Source organism: Niastella vici (genome assembly GCF_002077945.1).
GTDB lineage: Bacteria > Bacteroidota > Bacteroidia > Chitinophagales > Chitinophagaceae > Niastella > Niastella vici.
In genome coordinates, this window is sequence record NZ_LVYD01000013.1 from 296,990 (window position 1) to 314,298 (window position 17,309).

Below are 17,309 nucleotides of genomic sequence, written 5' to 3' on the forward strand. Positions count from 1 at the left end.
GCCGCTTCCCCTGTTATTATAGGATGTCTTTACAATTAAGTATCCTTGATCAAACGCCCATCAGGCGGGGGAGCAATGCTGCCGAAGCTTTACAGGAATCCATAGCGCTGGTGCGCCTGGCCGATGAATGGGGATATACCCGCTACTGGTTGAGCGAACACCATAACACCATTACCCTGGCCGGCGCCGCCCCAGAAGTACTGATAGCCCGGCTGGCCGCCGAAAGCAAACGCATTCGCCTGGGTTCGGGTGGCATTATGCTGCCCAATCACAGCACCTTAAAAGTGGCGGAGAATTTCAAGCTGCTCGAAGCATTGTATCCGCAGCGTATTGACCTCGGCGTTGGCCGCGCACCCGGCGGCGACCGCATCACTGCTCAATTGTTAAATCCTTCCAATACGTTTGATCCGCAGGAATACATTCAACAGATCAGCGATCTGCAGGACTTCCTCACAGATAATCCCAACTATAATAACATTCAGGGTAAAGTACGGGCCATACCTCAGATCGATACGGTTCCTGAAATGTGGATGCTTACCAGCAGTGGTGAAAGTGCTTATCTTGCTGCGCACAGCGGCATGGCCCTCAGTTATGCGCAATTCATTAATCCTGTTGGCGGAAAAGAAGCAATCGCTATTTACAAACAACGGTTCAAACCATCAGCGCAGTTGAAAGCTCCTAAAGCCAGCGCGGGTGTTTTTGCTTTCTGTTCAGAAGATGAGCAAAAGGCTGAACAGGTACGGGCTATTATGGATTACCGCCTGCTGAGCTTTGAAAAAGGCCGGTATGATGAAATACCTACATATGAAGTGGCTAAAAAATATAATTATACCGAAAATGAGTGGCAACGGGTTTTATTTAACAGGCAGCGTACCATTATAGGAACACCCGATGTAGTAAAAGAAAAAATAATTGCCCTGGCTGCAGAACTGGAAGTACCCGAGATCATCCTCTCTACTTTTGCCGAAAGCCGGGATGACCGGTTTAACAGTTACCGGTTATTATCGCAATTATTCAACTTAATTTAAAAAATTTATACACAAACCCCTACCCGAAAGTATTCATCATCACGTGAAAACATAAAGAAGAGGCTGTCATTTGTTTGACGGCCTCTTCTACTATTGTCTAAACTATGATCAGGTATTATTTTTAAATCGCTGTATTATATAGCGGAAAGCTGCTATGCAATAAACAAAGCAGATTAACTATCTGTTTTATCAATATAATTATATCGGATAATCATTATATGAAAATAAAAGCAATTATAACCGGTGCTTCCGGAATGGTGGGCGAAGGGGTACTGCATGAATGCCTGTTGCATCCTGAAGTGGGAGAAGTGCTGGTCATCGGCAGAAGGACCGCCGGTGTAATACACCCCAAACTCAAAGAAATACTACACAGTGATTTTTTTGATCTGTCGCCTGTTAAAGATCAATTGAAAGGATATAACGCCTGTTATTTTTGCCTCGGCGTTTCTTCTGTGGGTATGAAGGAAAAAGACTATCACCATGTTACATATGATCTTACCATGCATATGGCTACCATCCTGGCCGATCAAAACCCCGGCATGACCTTTTGCTATGTTTCCGGCTCAGGTACCGATAGTTCTGAACATGGTAAATTAATGTGGGCCCGCGTAAAAGGCCAAACTGAAAATGACCTGATGCAACTGCCTTTTAAAGCCGCCTATATGTTCAGGCCCGGTTTTATGCGGCCTACCAAAGGCTTAAAGAATACCTTGAAAGGCTATCAATTTTTTGCCTGGCTGTATCCGGTTCTCAGACCATTGTTCCCAAATTTTGTTTGCACCCTTCAGGAGGTAGGGCAGGCCATGGTCAATGTCACCGGGAAAGGATACGAAAAACGGGTGCTGGAAGTAAAGGATATCGTTAAGCTTGCCCACCTGACTGAATGAAATAAAAAAATCCCGCCTGAGCGGGATTAAAAAGGCATTGCTGCTTTTTTAATGGTTGGTTAGCATTTACAGCGGTAATGGGTATAGGAATTTCATGTGGTCTGCCTGATTGGGTTTATTTTTTTATTGAACGATCAATAATTTTCTGGAATGTTTATAGCCTTTGATATATACATTCAGGAAATACACTCCATTCGCCAGCATGGGTAGTTTCATTGAAATAGTATTTCCATTGTAATTGGGTTGAACAGGTATCCTGATGCCTGTATTGCTCAATAATTCAACCTGGGTATTTTGCGGCAATGCATTTTCCTGGAACCTGATAGTAACAGTTTGGCTGGCCGGGTTAGGACTTGCAATAAAACTACTGTTCATCAGGCTGGCATCCAGCTTTGCAGTTACCGTTTGCGTATAGGTAATAGTGTTACCACTTCCTACCTGTTGAATGCGATACCAGGTGGCCGGGTATATTGGGCTCGGGTCCTGGGTAACATATTTCTGCGCACCGGTACTGCCAATAGCCGCAATGGTCTTCAAGGTTTCCCAGGTGGTGCCGTTCGCTGATCTTTCCACTATATATTTATCGCCGGTTGATTCCTGTTCGGCCACCCAGCTTATTGATACGGTTCCATCCTGCATTGGGCTGGCTTCAAATGCCGTGACTTTTAAAGGAAGCACAGAACACAAGGCGCCGCCTGCTGTTTCCGCTGATACGGTAAAAAATGTTGCCGGGCTATTCTGATTGTTATAAGAGGTGGTTATCCAACCGGCGCTGCGGTTGGTGCTTGAGATCCTGAACTCATCAAAGTTGCCATATAGCCCTTCATCGGCGGCATATTGCGACCGGCCAAAATAGTTCCCGGTGTTTGAACCCAGGCTGCTTGGGGTAAGGGTTATACCTCCGCTGTTGGTAGCATCGGCAGCTCCGTCAAAATATAAAACACCAGTATTAGTAGAAGCAGTGATGGTCACGGCAAAATGATGCCAGGCCGCGGTGCCGGTTGAAGTGGTTGAAGATACCTGTTTTTCAGTGCCATTACCACCTATAGTTATAGCAAAACGTTTTATCCCATTGCCCCCAATACTGGGGCAAAGGAACATGTTGAAGTTCGTATTGCGGCCAAAATCAAAAATACGTTCCCAATTAGTATTCACCGTTTCCAGATATACCCAGCCTTCAAAAGTAAAATCCGTTACAGTATTGAAGATGTTGCTTGGCAACTGCAGATACGCGCCTGATGCTGATGAAACAAACGAGGGACCATTAGCCAGCCGGCGCCCATCACCAATCTTGCTGCCTGTTAAATTGGCGGTAGCAAGGCCTGGTTCTGTAAGGGTTCTAGCGTTGGATGTGCCATCAGTAATACTACTATTAAAATGATATACCCCCATATAATTGGCGTCCCATACGTTTGTAGTGGATGGGTCAGTTGATACACCCGTTTTCCCATAGAACATATAAATAATTTGATTACTGCCACTGGTAAGCGTTGGCAGCTTTACCCAGGCTACCAGCTCTCCGGTGCTGGCGGTATACTTTTCAATCTGCATGGGTAATATGGTACTGCAATCGGTCAGTGTAAACGCAATATCATACCCGCTTGCATTTTGAACATGTCCGCCATTGGCGGTTGTTCTTAAATTGTTATCAGTTAAACTGATCAATACGGGGAAATTGGTTACTGTTCCTGAAATTTTGGAACCTTGTATGGTGATAGTTTTTCCATACGTGTAACCGGATAGTTGTGCAGACAGATGTTCATGAAAAAACATCGCGGGTACGAATAGACAGAAGAATCCCTTCTTCAAAGTGCTACTCTTTACTTTGAATTGTATCATACCTTAACCAATTATTGTACTTCGGATTTTTACGGATTCATGTGCATCGGGAATCCGAAGTCAATATGTATAACCTCGTGAATTAGGAAAAAATTGTATAAAAGCAGAAAAAATATAAAGGGAAACCTTTATTATTTGATATATGTCAACGAGTACCTGAAAATAGGGGTTTGTTTAGCAAAGAGCGGGAAATACTTTATAAATAATTAAGTATTAATATAATAAACAATGCATGTAAAATTGTAGGCATGTTTAATTACTTATTTAATACGCTTTTAATACACATTACATTTTTGCCATTTCTTTTATGATGGGTAAATGCCTGATCCGCTGGCCGCAGGCCTTGTATACCCCATTGGCAATGGCCGCTGCTGCCGGGCCCTGAACCGCTTCTCCGGCCCCCATCGCCTTTTCATTGGGCTGATCCAATACGGCTACTTCTACGTCAGGAACCTGGTTAAAACGCATTATAGGATACGATACCCAGTCGCGGCTGGTTATGTGTTGTGCATCAAACTGAACCTGTTCCATAATGGTCCAACTGGCCGATTGTATCATACCGCCTTCCGTTTGGTTGATCAGTCCGTCGATATTGATCACCTCGCCCGAATCAATTGCTGCCCACATTTTTTGCACCTGTATGGTCCCTGTTGTGGAGGCAACATACACCTGCGCCGCCACGGCACAATACGATGAAGAATTTTTATACCGGGAGAAGGCGATCCCAACACCGGTGCCTGTTGCGGGTCTGCCGGCAGCGATCATTTCCTGCAGTTTACGGATCACTGCTTTGGCCCGGTTATCCTGTAAATGCATCAGGCGAAAAGTGAATGGATCTTTACCCGCTTTTTCGGCCAGCTCATCCATGAACGATTCAATAGCAAAAACATTGGCATATGCGCCAAGGCTGCGCAAGGCTGAGGTGCGCAACGGCCCTTTGAAAAAATGCGCATTTACCTGCTGGTTAGGGATCGTATAATAAGGTTCAGAATTTCTATTCATTCCACCGCTATAACCGGAATTTCCTTTAAAGGGGTTGGAATAAGCTTGCGCCGCCAGCAGGTTGTTGGCTTCTCCACTGGGACGAATGCCATGCGTATCGGACCAAAGATCGTATTGCCAGCTATTGATAGCGCCTGAAGGGTCGAGCGTAGCCGCCACTTCCATGATCATGGCGCTGCCATATGGTTCCCAGCCATGTTCGTCACTACGCGTCCATTGTAGCCTTATATGTTTGCCGGGGTAGGCCATGGCCAGTAAGGCTACATCTGCTGCTACGTCATCGGCACCATTATGCCCATAACAACCCGAACCGGGTACGCCGGTAATATGTATCTTTTCAGCAGGGATCTTTAACAGGGCGGCCAGGGAATCGCGTAAGGGGTATATGCCCTGTGAATGCGACCATACATGCAGGCGGTCCTGCTCATAAATGGCCAGGGCGCAGGATGGCCCAATAGAACCATGCATGAGATAGGGTTTGAAGTACTGTGCTTTTATTAAGGTAGAGTTATCGGTTGGAAGGCTGCCTTTTTCGGTTATCCGTTCGGTTTTTGCCGGCAATGTTTTTAGGTGATCAATAAGGTTGGCGCCGGCAGGCAAGTTTGAACCGGTACTCCACTGGCTGTGCTGCTGCACCCATCGTTGCGCTTTTAGTGCCTGATATTCTTCCCCGGCGATAATGCCAACAAAACTTCCGTTTACTATTGTCTTTAGAACGCCGGGATTATTCTTTTGCAAAGCTTTTTCATCCAGTTGCAACAGCTTCGCTTCATAAGCGGGCGGGCGCACAATGCTGGCATATACCATACCGGGGAAACGCAGGTCCTGAATGAAATGCGTTTCGCCCCGTACCATACGGTTGATATCGCTGCGCGGAATAGCCTTGCCCACCAGTTTGTATTCTTCTTTCGGTTTCAGGGTAACAGGCGCCTGCACTTTATCAGTTATTTGTTTACCATTCAATAGCTGGTTAAACGTAACAACATGATCTCCTGCTTTTGTACTGATCTTTCCGTCTTCGATCGTTAGCTGGTTTACAGGTGTGTTAAGCTGTTGTGCTGCCAGTTCCAACAATTTTTGCCGGGCCGCTGCTGCTGCAAAGCGAACTGCCATGGCGCTTTGTTCAATAGAACCGCTGCCTACGGTATAGCCTTCATCAGGGGTTCGGGCTGTGTCGGCGAGTACTATCTCAACACTTTCCATGGGCAGGTCTAATTCCTCCGCTGCCACCTGTTCTATAGCGGTGCTTATACCCTGGCCCAGTTCCAGCTTGCCGGTGAAAATGCGCACCCGTCCATCTGCCAGCACTTCGAGCCAGGCATTGATATTAGGGTGTCTTTTGATGCTTTCAGGAAGGTCCTGCCGCATGGGAGAAGGGAGATCAAAATGTGGTCCCTGCAAACTGAACCCGATGGCCAGGCAACCAGTGTTCTTTAAAAAATTTCTTCTATTCATACCGGCTATAATGAATATTCAATAGTTATTGGAATAGATCAGCGTTTGCCAACACCAGCCCGTTTCACTGCTTTTATGATGCGGCTTTGTGTGCCACAGCGGCAGAGCGCCCGTTGCAAACCGGCGCAAATGGCTGCTTCATCGGGATTGGGATTCTCTGCTAAAAGGGCCACGGCAGATATAACCATTCCGTTCATGCAATACCCGCACTGTGCGGCCTGCTCATGCACAAATGCCTCCTGCACGGGATGCAGGGTGTTATCGGGCTGAACCAAACCTTCAAGGGTAACTATCTTCTTGTTGGTAACAGCAGCAACCGGCAGCATACAGCTGGGTTCTGCCTTGCCATTGAGCAATACCATACAGGCGCCGCATTGCTGCAAGCCGCATCCATATTTGGGACCGTTCAATTCGAGTTGATTTCTTAAAACATACAATAATGGGGTGGCAGGGTCAACCTGCACCGTATGCATTTTGCCATTGACATGCAATTGTATGGTGGTATTCATAATTCAAAGTTTACAGTTCGCAGTTCCTTGTTTCCACCTTAGCGTTTGCGAAAAAAACTGAGGCGCTGTATTTATGGGATCTTTTCACACCTTATAAGTTATGAAATTCTTCCGAAAGGCTGTAAGTCGAAAAGATGGGAGGAAAATTACAGGGACGGGAAAATTAAAAAGCGATTAAAGCAATACTGCTATGAGGTATTGAGCAATTACCGGCTTTAGCACCTGTAGCTGCAACACATACAGGGCTAAAGCGGTTGCCGGTAATGACTGATCGAAAAATTGATTAGATGGTAAAGGTTATCATGCACACCTTTTCAGTGAGCTTCTTGCGGGCTCGCATCGTTAGTTATTTTTTTATCCTCCAGCAGGCCGTTCGATTTTACCCACAGGGTCAGTGAAATAAGAGAGGTTAATATCAGGAGGCTACTTAAATTGTATTCACCTTTCAAATACATGATAGCACTTACAACGCAGGTAACGGCAATGCAGGCCAGTTCTAAAAGCAGATAGAAAATTTTCATTGGTACGGGTTGATTTTATAATGAACGAATGATAATACGGATTTGCTTATTGGCATGGGCCAATAACAGACGAATACAAGGGTGGTTAATCCTGAAAATTGGAATTGATCAGAAAGTCAAATGTGCGTAAGGAAATTGGAAATGTATCCGGGGCAATTAAATGTGCAGGGAATAAATAACGTTGTGTGCTTTACAAATTTGGCAAGCAATTTTTAATAGTGCAAGTGTTTACCTGACCTTTTTTAGATATTTATTTTCTTAATGGAAAACCCCTTGTTATGCAGATGCGGGAAAGTTATTTACAGCAAGATATTCGGCCCATTGCAGTCCGTTTGGCAATTGCTGATTGCTAAATTCCAGGTGTATCACCCTTCTTTTGTTATTGTTGACGGTTCTGTTCGAAGCATGCAATAATAAGGGTTGCATGATCATAACACCGCCACGGGGTACTTTACAGATCACTTCTTTCTCCCTGCTCCAGTCAATGGTCTCAGGACGGTAGATGCCTTTGCGGTGCGAACCGGGAACTATTTTCAGGGCGCCGTTATTTTCATCGGTATCATCGAGATGAATTCTGATCGTGAAAATATTCTCCAGTAAAGAAAGGGGTGGCTGTACAGCAAACTGATCGTTCTTAACGGTCCATTGTTCATATCCTTCCAGCTGCATTTTCTGGTCAGCTGAAATGGTAAGGTCCTGGTGGTAAGCTACAAACCAGTTTGATTGCCCGGGCTTGTCGAAGTAAATTGATTTCACCAGGGAATAGTCATTTCCAAAAAGCTGATCAATGATAGCTTGCATTCTGCTGTTAAATAACAGTGGCGCCATAGCTGGTACTTCTTTTATAAAACGCCTGATGGCATACAGGTCGCTTGTTTTGCGGAAGGCCGTACCACTGGTATCAATGTTGTTGATGGCTTCAACAATGCCTGCCACTTCCTCTTCATTGAATACATTGTCGATAATGGCATAGCCTTCCTGCTGCAGGGCTTGTTTATAAGGAAAGGTTAATTCCATAGAACGCATCATTATAACTGAATAATATCAAAAATTGGTACCGGTGGGTCAAATGATTGCGCGTCTTCGTGCATGTTGTAGATCTTGTTTACGACCTCCATTCCTTTTACCACTTTGCCAAAGGCGGCATAGCCTTGTTTATCGGGATTGTTCTCCCCGCCAAAATCAAAACCCGGTTGATCGCTAACGCATATAAAGAACTCGCTGGTAGCTGTGCCCGGCGCCAGCCGCGCTAAAGAAATGGTGCCTCTTTTATGAAGTATATGCGTTTGCTGCGTTGTCTCATGCGGTATGCCCGCCAGCGTATCATGCACTTTAGGTTTCGATTTGTACATGCCGCCCTGTATTAATTCGGCCTTATCGGCATTGGATGGCTGGTTGTCTTCATTCAACACCCGGTAAAATGAACTGTTATTATAATAGCCCTTTTTTACGTAGGAAAGAAAGGCCGCCACGGTTTTAGGCGCCTGCTCGGGATACAGCTCCACTTCAATATCACCCACATTGGTTTGTATTTCAATATGCGGGTTCTTGTACTTCGTTCCACAGGATGCTATCAGTAAAGAAACGGTAACAATAAAAAGGTATTGGTTGCGCATGCACAAATTTTAACAATGCAAATTAACAGTTTATCGGTTGATTGTTAAAGAAATAAAAAATCCTACGTTAACGATCTCACAAATGGCTTGGTTTGCGTGAACATTAAATAAACCGGCAGCAAAATGGATGATCATAATAGCGACCACTCTTTATTCACTTTAAAAACACCCGGTCATGAAACCAATTTTACGCTTAACCTTTTTATTGATCACTATTGCTTCAGTAGCTGCCAGCTGTTCAAAAGTTGTTATCGATGTACAACCCACTATTACCGGTTCATGGGTACTTACCGACGCCGCTCAAAAAGATTCCTACGGCTGGTACACCGTAAATACCGGCGTTGAAGGCGGCGTTTTCTATTTCTATAATAATGGCCGCGCCAAATATGTTGAAAATGGTACTACCCTCGATGGCACCTGGTCAATGCGGTCAATAACCACCGGCTATTATGATGAGTTTGGCGTTTACTTCACCAATTCGCACCAGGACTTATCAATTCACGTGTCGAACTACTATGGTGATGATGTCATTGATATGTATTTTGATAACGTGAAGGTGTATAACAATTCGTTTGTAGCCACCAATTACAATAATAATTCTGTGGGCCGTTACCGGTTCAGCAGATATTAAGATAATTAAAAAGATACTATTTTGAAGGGTCCTAAAAACAAGAGCCATCGGCAATTGCGGATGGCTCTATTTCTTTTATGGGTTTGAAGTAATTAGGGTTCGGTATATTCTATAGCAAGCCTTTTTTAGGTTGAAACCCGGGTGACCATTTCTCCAGTTGTTGCAGCAGCTGGTAAGTTGAAACAATATCCTGTGCAAAGGATGCCTGTTTATTCGACAACTCACCGCCTTTCCCCTGCAATAATAACCACGCATTGTTCACCAGCTGTTCGGCGGTATAATTTTCATCACCAAGATACTGGTAATACTGCATTTGTTGCTGCAGATCTTTTTTCAGGGATGCGGCCACTTTCTTTGCCAGGGTAACATCTTCGGCTGCATAACAGGCTGCCAGGAACTGCAGGGAATAAATATTGTGCATATTTCCCCGGTTGCTCGTCATGCCATAAGGAATATTGGCCTCGCTCACCTGGTCGTCGTAGCGATGCAGCACCCGGCGTGCTTCTTCTTTTTTGCCGGATTCTGCCAGGCTGCGGGCTACCTGCGCATGTGCCAGTTTAATGATGTTCATGCGGCGGCGGTTCTCTTCATCAAAGTAAACGTCTTTTTTGTTGGCATGGCCATATGCGAATTTTTGCATGATGTTATTATAGGCAACATCCGTATTTACACCGCCGGTGTTGGTGTTTTCAACTGGCACCAGCTGATAGGTGAGGCCATTCAGGCGGGTGTATTTTTCCAACCCCAGGTCCTGGGCCGTACCACTATTGGCAAAACAGATCGGCCGTTTCCATTGGTTGCCGGCAATTACTGCCAATATAGCCAGGTCATTCTTGAACAAATAAGTTTTATTGCCTAAGTCTATATGCAAAGCATCCACCACTTTATCACCGGCATGTACGGTGCCATTGGCGGTCACTGTTTTTACATCCACCGGTACGCTGAATTTCTGAACCGGGAATAAATGGTATACATCCCCATCTTCCGACATGGTCGTATATTTTGGGTCATCGCTACCAACTACATTTTTCAGCATGTCGTGCAGGTCGTAGTATTTATCCGGTTCAAACCCCGGCATTTTAGAATAGTACACTACATTGAGCCTGTCGCCGGCAACCTGTTCGGGTGTAAACACCACGTTGAACGGCGCGCTTTTATTTACTTTATAGCGCAGCTGGTCTATTGACCAGTCAGTTCCAATCAACGTACTAACTACTACGCGTACATCTTTTCTGATGCCTTCCACTTCCTGCGCATACCACAAGGCATAGGAGTCGTTGTCTTCGGCGGTAAACAGGATGGCATTGGGCGGACAACTTTCCAGATAATTTCTGGCCAAATCAAGCGCCAGGGTTTTCTGATGGCGGTCGTGGTCGTCCCATTCCTGCTGCGCCATCAATACCGGAACGGCCAGTAAACAGAGCCCGCTTGCTGCGTAAGCTGCTACCGGTGTTTTGGTGATCTTTTCAAATACCTGCTTTACCCATAGAACACCAAGCCCGATCCAAATGGCGAATGCGTAGAAGGAACCTACAAAAGCATAGTCGCGTTCGCGGGGCTGGTAACCGGCCTGGTTCAGGAACACTACAATGGCGAGGCCGGTCATCAGGAACAATAAACTGGTCACCAACAGATCGCGGCGGTTACGTTTCCATTGAAACAATAAACCCGCAACGCCTAACAACAGCGGTAACATGTACAGCCGGTTATAGGCCTTGTTGGTGATGCGTGAGGTATCGGGCAGTTTTTGTTGATTGCCATACAGGGCATTGTCAACAAAGCCGATGCCACTGATGAAATTACTATCACGCGGATTGCCGAAGCCCTGCAGATCATTTTGTTTGCCGGCGAAATTCCACATAAAATAACGCATGTACATCCAACCTGCCTGGTACCGCATAAAGTATTTGAGGTTGTCGCCCATGGTAGGCGTTTCATCGGCAGCGAGCCCGGCAAACTGGCGATAGCAATCTACCTGTCCGCGATCGTTGTCTGCATCATACATGCGCGGGAATAAATGGGAAGAGGGCGTATTACCCCAATCCTGTTTGTAGCGCGAACCGGTTACTTCATATTTGTTTTTTCCTCTTACATATTGTTCGCCGGTCTTTACAAAAGGTGCTTTATCAGTGAAATCAGGTCCGTATAGAATAGGCCAGTCACCATATTTTTCGCGGCTCAGGTAACCTTCCAGGTTAATGGGGTTGTCAATATTGTACATGTCGACCCCGGGGTTGGCATTTGACCTGATCATGGTAGTGAGGTAAGTGGAATAACCAAGCAGCATAAAGGCGCTGCTCCACAGGCCGAGTTGCAGGTAGTGTAATTTTCTTTTATTGGCGAATCGTATGCCCCAGGCAATACCGGCGGCTATTAACAGGAAGAAGCAGGCAAAGCCGGCGAAGAATGGGGTGCCCAGCTCATTCACAAAGTAAACGTCAAAGGCGCCGGCTCCTTTAACGGTGTATACAATAATGAACTTCATCACAAAGCCGGTGATGGCGCAGCCAATTAAAAAAGCAAGCAGGGTATTGCGCCGGGTAACTTTAAATCTTTTGAAGTAATATACCATAATGATGGCCGGAATGGTCAACAGGTTCAGCAAGTGTACGCCAATGGAAAGCCCCATCATAAAGAAAATAAAGATGAGCCATTTGTCGGAACCGGGCTGGTGCGCCTGCCGTTCCCATTTTAAAATGGCCCAGAATACGAGTGCGGTGAAGAAAGAAGACAAGGCGTATACTTCGCCTTCAACAGCGCTGAACCAGAATGAATCGGAAAACGTATACGCGAGTGCGCCTATTACCCCGGCGCTTATGATCATAAAGACTGATTGCCGGTTAAGTGGTTCCTCATTTTTTTGTACCAGCTTACGGGCAAAGTGTGTGATGGTCCAGAACAGGAACAAAATGGTGAGGCCGCTCACGATGGCGCTCATGCTGTTCACGGCAAGGGCGGCTGTATGCGCATTGTTGCCAAAGAGAATAATAAACAGGCGTGCAATGAGTAAAAACAGCGGTGCGCCGGGCGGGTGGGGTATGCCTAAGGTATAGGCAGTTGAAATAAATTCACCGCAATCCCATAAGCTAACGGTTGGCTCCATCGTCAGCAGGTAAACGGTACAGGCTATGGCACATACCGCCCATCCTGCCAGGTTGTTCACTTTGTTGAAGTTCATTGTAATGGATTTAAAGTTGTATCATGAGTTTATACAATACAAATTCTGCCCACCTGTTTTCAGGGGTGGAAGACTTTAATCCCTATGCCGGTGCTGGTAAACTACAATGTGCCTTTCTTTTTCAGGGCGTTAAACTTCTAAAAAGCAGGGTATTCAAACAGATTCTTAAATTTCGAATATATTTCGCCAATTTCATTTATAGGAGTATGAACAATATCCTATAGAAACGTTAATTATTTTTGAGGATAGGGGTAGTGCCTTGCTTGGATGTCATAAGTAATAGATACATGTGAATTAACGATTATGTAAGATCCGTATAATGGCATAAAATTTTCATCAACTCACATATATACCTTCCAATATGAAATATGGCATTCGATCATTAACCGTTTTAGCCTTGTTGCTGATTGGCGGAGTTTATAATCGTGCGGCTGCACAAAAGTTATTTTTCATTTTCGCCCATGGGCAATATGCCTCGCCGGTGCAAACCGGTTTCAGGAATGATTACAATTTTGGTGTAGGCGCCGATGCGGGTGTTGGTATTGGTCCCGGAAAAACCAAGGTGGTGGGAACTGTTGGGTATACCGTGTTTAATGCGAAGTCGAAAGAAGTGGGTAATATCACCTATGTTCCTATGAAGATAGGGTTACGCAGATATTTTTTTCCGGCTAATATCTTATTCATTAATGCCGATGCGGGCGTGGCGCATATAAAAGACAAAACCACCGATACTGATTATTCTCGTTTTACCGCCGATATAGGCGCCGGCGCCAAACTGGGTCCCATGGACCTGGGCATTGCCTATGAGGGTTTTTCCCGTGGCGGTTCTGCCGGCTTTGCCTCCTGGATCGCATTTAAAGTAGGCTGGCGGTTTGGGTTGTAAGATTATAAAGTAATATCATGTCTCTTAAATAAAGGCGGGTCAAAGCAATGGGGCCCGCCTTTTCTTTTTACAAACATGCTTTTATTTCTTCTATCGTTTCCATAAATCTTCTTTCCTGTTTAATATGCTTCTGCCAGGCCAGGTCCCGTTCAATAAGATCGATCTCCTTTTTAATAGTGGCGCCTTCCTTACCTGGTTCATTCCCTAAAATGTAAACCGTATCAGAAATGGCCACACTGTTCTCGATATCGTGCGATACAATGATCAGTGTTTTCAATTCGTCTGACAGGGAAACCTGCAATAACATCTCCACCGCTTTATCGAGCATACATACGTCGAGCCCGCTGAACGGTTCATCGAGCAATATAAAGTTGGACCCCTTTAAGAGCTGTTGCATAATGCTTACACGTTGACGCTGCCCGCCCGACAATTGCTGCGGATACAGGTTCAGGTGGCCGGTTAACTGAAACTGTTCTGCATATTGTTCAATGGTTTGTTTTTCCCTTCCGAACAGGGCCTTGTTCTTTTTGGCAGCCAGCATCAGTGATTGGTGCACGGTTCTCCATTCAAATAAATAATAGTTCTGGAATATAACGCCCATATCACCGGCCTTCACCGGTTTGTTGTTGTTGATAGTGACCTGCCCCGATGTAGGCGATTGCAAACCCGACAGTATTTTAAATAATTGCGTTTTACCAATACCGCTTCGGCCGATGAGGGTAACTACCTGTCCCTGTAAAACACCGGGACGGGTAATATTCCTGATACAAAAATTTATATCGCGCAAAATGGACCGGTCGAAGGTGAGCTGCACATCGGTAGCCTGCAGCAGCACTTCTTCTTTTGTATGTTGTGTCATGATGCTTTTACTTCTTTTAATTTGCTATAGGGGAACAACCAGTGCCGCATGGTGCCCAGTAAATAGTCGAAACATAAACCAATCACAAAGATCACCAGCTGTAGGGCCAGTACGTTGGTAAGGTCGTTGTACTTGTTGTATTTTATCAGCAGCGTACCTATACCGCCTTCGCTCATGCTCAGCCCTTCTACCATGGTGATCATTAACCACGAAATGGCGAAGTTCTGTCGCAGTATCTCAAACACCTGATCGGCTTTGCCAATGATAATTACCTCGTACAGGGTTTGCCAGTTGTTATAGCCCAGGGTTTTGCACAGTTCATATTCCTGCGGGTTAATATTCACGATCACCGACAGAAATGAGGTTACAAAGAAGGGCACAATACCAAATACCAGTAATGATAACTTTAACTCGCTGCCATCTTTTGTAAGCAGGGTGAAAATGAATATCAAACCTGTAAGGGTGAGGTACCTGCATTTCACAATGAACAACGCCACGCTTCTGAAAAAAGGCAACACTGATAAATAAGCAAACAACAAAGTGATCAATATCGAGTACAACATGGCCTTTAAAGTAAGCAGCAGGCTTACCAGTATATTGTCGAGCAATAGTTTGCTGCCCAGCAATTGAACAAAGGCGCTGGCTACTTTGGCGGGTTTGGGTATTAACCCGGCCGACATCGTATGCCATAGCAATAAGGTAATAACCACCTGCACGGCCACCATAGTCATCACCGTTTGTTTGTTGACCGTGGCAAATGGTTGAAAGATCTTTTTCATGTTTTTTAGTTGGTTGGTTATTCTTTGGCTTCACTCATGACTTGCCCTGAGCGCAGTCGAAGGGTAAGCCGTGCCCCAGCTACAACCTAGGTGACACGGCTTTTATGATACTGATAGCAACTTCTGATTTCTGATTTCGGGATTTCTTGATTTCTGGATTTGCCAATTCCCGGCAATTCCGAAGATTTTAAAATCTCAAAATCTCCCGATCTCAAAATCTCCCAATCACCGCCTACTCACCCAGCACAATTTCCACACGGCGGTTCTTGCTTCGGCCGGCTTCGGTGCTGTTGTCGGCTATGGGTTTTTCAGCGCCATAACCTTTGGCTTCTATCTGATCTTGTTTCAAGCCTTTTTTGATCAGGTAAGCTTTTACCGCTTCGGCACGCTTTTGTGAAAGCGGCACGTTTACGACGTCGCTGCCTTTATTATCGGTGTGGCCATACACCCCCAGCTTCAGGCCTTCAGCCACTACAGCCGATTCAAAGATCTCATCCAGCATTCTGTACGAACCGGGTTTGATGTTGGCAGAGCCGGTCTCAAACTCAATGCTGTACGATTTGGATGATACTTCCGAGGTGATCTGTTCGGCATATTTTGTTTCAATAGCCTTACCCTGTAACAGTTCGGGGTGGTTCGAGATCACACTGAACAGGAACGATTTGTCAACGGCTTTTTCATAGGGCAAAAAGCTGGGCATTATGGAAGGGTACATTTTCACCATCAGGTTACCAAAGGTGTTGTACACCGCTTTGTAACGGTCAACCTTATCGTCGCCCAGTCCATAGGTATTGGCCATATCGTTCAGGTTAAATACGGCAGAACCTCCGAGGTTCACTTTCAACCCCTGAATATCTTTTTCTTCCACGCCATTGAAGTATTTTAACCAGTAGGCGGCGTTTTGTTCCTGGTACAATTTGGCGCTTACTTCAGCCGCAAATTGTTTGGCTTCATTAAACGAACGTACCTGGTCGCCGGCCTGGGCCAGGGCAATGATCATGTTCTCGATATCGGTACGGTGATCATAAGCCCATTTTTTAATGACAATGGTTTGGTTACTCATTTGCGATGCATACTGACGGGTGCTGGCAATGCTTACCAGTCCACCCTTTTTGGTGGCGACATTTACGTCACCGGGTGTCCAGGTGGCTACGGCGTCAACACTCACCGTGGTGTCGGTACCGGTTGTTTTTCCATTTACGATCAGCTTCCTTTTTTCGGTATAACCGGTGATGTACTTGTTAGGTGCATCGAGGAAGTCATTGGCAGCAATGATGTTGATGGCATTACCGTCGTAAGTGGTTTCATCGGGGTTTACCTTTAACCCGTTGTCACCGGCCCATTTCAACAAAATATTGATGTCGCCATCGCGCAGCACACCGGCCACGCATTTACCCACGGCGTTGTGCGGGTCCTGCTTCCAGGAAGTGGGGCCCATTATTTGGTCTTCACCATACGATTTACCGTGTGTAACCGGTATAATAATGGGTTGGTATTCGGGACCCAATGGGTCCAGCTCTTTGGCGAGCGAGGTCATAAAGGCCGGCATACCGTCGCCCATGAACGTGATCAAAACGCCCGGTGTATTCGGATTGGTTTTATAATCGTTGGCGAATTTTACCAGGTCGGCCATTTGTTTGTTACAGTCGTCCTGACGTACATATGTAACGTCGAGGTGCGCTTTATCGAACAAAGATCCTTTTGTAGTACGTACGCCACCGTTAGCATACATACCGCTGAACTGGCTATTCCAGGCCATGCGTTCCCAGCTAATCTGTGTGCCCCCGTTCACGGCCTGTTCATCACCGGGAAGGGGTAATTGTACAGCGGCGTTGCCCTGTAAGGAGGCTTCCGGTGCATTGGGCAGGGCTACTTTACCTACTTCAATAGATGCGTTTACTTCCTTGGGACGGTTTTGATACCATCTTACGCCTAAAATACCTGCAGCTACTACTGCTGCGATTATTACTATTTTTCCGGCGGGTTTTATTTTCATTGCCATAGTTGAATGTTTTTTGAGTACTTAGATTTTGCTAAGTGCCCGGGTTGTTGGTTGTATTGTTTGTTAAATGTTTTGGTTTTTACAGGGCATGGATGGGGTTACCGGCTGCATCGCTCCGGT

The 17,309-nt window shown here is 45.6% G+C and carries 14 protein-coding genes; 4 read left to right on the plus strand and 10 right to left on the minus strand.

Annotated features, from left to right (window positions below):
- Positions 1 to 23: 23 nt before the first annotated feature.
- Positions 24 to 1,028 (plus strand): LLM class flavin-dependent oxidoreductase, encoded by a 1,005-nt coding sequence (locus A3860_RS06870; protein WP_081145809.1) that lies wholly within the window; start codon positions 24 to 26, stop codon positions 1,026 to 1,028.
- A 218-nt stretch (positions 1,029 to 1,246) separates the two neighbouring features.
- Complete coding sequence (locus A3860_RS06875; protein WP_081145810.1) at positions 1,247 to 1,915, plus strand: NAD-dependent epimerase/dehydratase family protein; 669 nt, start codon at positions 1,247 to 1,249, stop codon at positions 1,913 to 1,915.
- Between the two features lie 123 nt (positions 1,916 to 2,038).
- Here the strand turns inward: A3860_RS06875 and A3860_RS06880 are convergent, their stop codons facing one another.
- The 6 genes from A3860_RS06880 to A3860_RS06905 all read right to left on the minus strand — a co-directional run bounded on the left by A3860_RS06880 (position 2,039) and on the right by A3860_RS06905 (position 8,857).
- Positions 2,039 to 3,754: a DUF2341 domain-containing protein gene (locus A3860_RS06880; RefSeq protein ID WP_081145811.1), complete on the minus strand. Its 1,716-nt coding sequence runs from the start codon at positions 3,752 to 3,754 to the stop codon at positions 2,039 to 2,041.
- Between the two features lie 285 nt (positions 3,755 to 4,039).
- Positions 4,040 to 6,211 carry a xanthine dehydrogenase family protein molybdopterin-binding subunit gene (locus A3860_RS06885; RefSeq protein ID WP_081145812.1) on the minus strand — a complete coding sequence of 724 codons (2,172 nt, stop codon included), beginning with the start codon at positions 6,209 to 6,211 and terminating at the stop codon, positions 4,040 to 4,042.
- Between the two features lie 38 nt (positions 6,212 to 6,249).
- The gene (locus A3860_RS06890) at positions 6,250 to 6,720 is read right to left on the minus strand and encodes a (2Fe-2S)-binding protein (RefSeq protein WP_081145813.1); all 471 of its coding nucleotides are present in this window, start codon (positions 6,718 to 6,720) and stop codon (positions 6,250 to 6,252) included.
- 314 nt (positions 6,721 to 7,034) lie between these two features.
- Positions 7,035 to 7,241, minus strand: a complete 207-nt coding sequence (locus tag A3860_RS06895) for a hypothetical protein (RefSeq protein WP_081145814.1) — start codon at positions 7,239 to 7,241, stop codon at positions 7,035 to 7,037.
- 276 nt (positions 7,242 to 7,517) lie between these two features.
- Positions 7,518 to 8,258 (minus strand): phytanoyl-CoA dioxygenase family protein, encoded by a 741-nt coding sequence (locus A3860_RS06900; protein ID WP_081145931.1) that lies wholly within the window; start codon positions 8,256 to 8,258, stop codon positions 7,518 to 7,520.
- An 11-nt stretch (positions 8,259 to 8,269) separates the two neighbouring features.
- The gene (locus A3860_RS06905) at positions 8,270 to 8,857 is read right to left on the minus strand and encodes a peptidylprolyl isomerase (protein WP_081145815.1); all 588 of its coding nucleotides are present in this window, start codon (positions 8,855 to 8,857) and stop codon (positions 8,270 to 8,272) included.
- 175 nt (positions 8,858 to 9,032) lie between these two features.
- On the opposite strand from A3860_RS06905, the gene A3860_RS06910 reads away from it, so the two are divergent.
- Positions 9,033 to 9,488, plus strand: a complete 456-nt coding sequence (locus A3860_RS06910) for a hypothetical protein (protein ID WP_081145816.1) — start codon at positions 9,033 to 9,035, stop codon at positions 9,486 to 9,488.
- Between the two features lie 109 nt (positions 9,489 to 9,597).
- On the opposite strand, the gene A3860_RS06915 is transcribed toward A3860_RS06910, so the two are convergent.
- The gene (locus A3860_RS06915) at positions 9,598 to 12,666 is read right to left on the minus strand and encodes a glycosyltransferase family 117 protein (RefSeq protein ID WP_081145817.1); all 3,069 of its coding nucleotides are present in this window, start codon (positions 12,664 to 12,666) and stop codon (positions 9,598 to 9,600) included.
- Between the two features lie 361 nt (positions 12,667 to 13,027).
- Between A3860_RS06915 and A3860_RS06925 the strand changes: the two genes are divergently transcribed.
- Positions 13,028 to 13,549, plus strand: coding sequence for a hypothetical protein (locus A3860_RS06925; RefSeq protein WP_081145819.1), 522 nt, complete (start codon positions 13,028 to 13,030; stop codon positions 13,547 to 13,549).
- 67 nt (positions 13,550 to 13,616) lie between these two features.
- On the opposite strand, the gene A3860_RS06930 is transcribed toward A3860_RS06925, so the two are convergent.
- From A3860_RS06930 to A3860_RS06940, 3 genes are all read right to left on the minus strand, one after another.
- Positions 13,617 to 14,408 (minus strand): ATP-binding cassette domain-containing protein, encoded by a 792-nt coding sequence (locus tag A3860_RS06930; protein ID WP_081145820.1) that lies wholly within the window; start codon positions 14,406 to 14,408, stop codon positions 13,617 to 13,619.
- The gene (locus tag A3860_RS06935) at positions 14,405 to 15,187 is read right to left on the minus strand and encodes an ABC transporter permease (protein ID WP_081145821.1); all 783 of its coding nucleotides are present in this window, start codon (positions 15,185 to 15,187) and stop codon (positions 14,405 to 14,407) included. The genes A3860_RS06930 and A3860_RS06935 overlap by 4 nt, the downstream gene beginning before the upstream one ends.
- Before the next feature lie 232 nt (positions 15,188 to 15,419).
- Positions 15,420 to 17,189, minus strand: a complete 1,770-nt coding sequence (locus tag A3860_RS06940; protein WP_081145822.1) for an OmpA family protein — start codon at positions 17,187 to 17,189, stop codon at positions 15,420 to 15,422.
- Positions 17,190 to 17,309 lie beyond the last annotated feature (120 nt).

Coding starts and splice junctions, on each gene's coding strand:
- A3860_RS06890 (WP_081145813.1), bottom strand. CDS start 6,720: ATGAATACCACCATACAATTGCATGTCAATGGCAAAATGCATACGGTG.
- A3860_RS06910 (WP_081145816.1), top strand. CDS start 9,033: ATGAAACCAATTTTACGCTTAACCTTTTTATTGATCACTATTGCTTCA.
- A3860_RS06925 (WP_081145819.1), top strand. CDS start 13,028: ATGAAATATGGCATTCGATCATTAACCGTTTTAGCCTTGTTGCTGATT.
- A3860_RS06885 (WP_081145812.1), bottom strand. CDS start 6,211: ATGAATAGAAGAAATTTTTTAAAGAACACTGGTTGCCTGGCCATCGGG.
- A3860_RS06940 (WP_081145822.1), bottom strand. CDS start 17,189: ATGGCAATGAAAATAAAACCCGCCGGAAAAATAGTAATAATCGCAGCA.
- A3860_RS06930 (WP_081145820.1), bottom strand. CDS start 14,408: ATGACACAACATACAAAAGAAGAAGTGCTGCTGCAGGCTACCGATGTG.
- A3860_RS06900 (WP_081145931.1), bottom strand. CDS start 8,258: ATGGAATTAACCTTTCCTTATAAACAAGCCCTGCAGCAGGAAGGCTAT.
- A3860_RS06915 (WP_081145817.1), bottom strand. CDS start 12,666: ATGAACTTCAACAAAGTGAACAACCTGGCAGGATGGGCGGTATGTGCC.
- A3860_RS06895 (WP_081145814.1), bottom strand. CDS start 7,241: ATGAAAATTTTCTATCTGCTTTTAGAACTGGCCTGCATTGCCGTTACC.
- A3860_RS06875 (WP_081145810.1), top strand. CDS start 1,247: ATGAAAATAAAAGCAATTATAACCGGTGCTTCCGGAATGGTGGGCGAA.
- A3860_RS06870 (WP_081145809.1), top strand. CDS start 24: ATGTCTTTACAATTAAGTATCCTTGATCAAACGCCCATCAGGCGGGGG.
- A3860_RS06935 (WP_081145821.1), bottom strand. CDS start 15,187: ATGAAAAAGATCTTTCAACCATTTGCCACGGTCAACAAACAAACGGTG.
- A3860_RS06880 (WP_081145811.1), bottom strand. CDS start 3,754: ATGATACAATTCAAAGTAAAGAGTAGCACTTTGAAGAAGGGATTCTTC.
- A3860_RS06905 (WP_081145815.1), bottom strand. CDS start 8,857: ATGCGCAACCAATACCTTTTTATTGTTACCGTTTCTTTACTGATAGCA.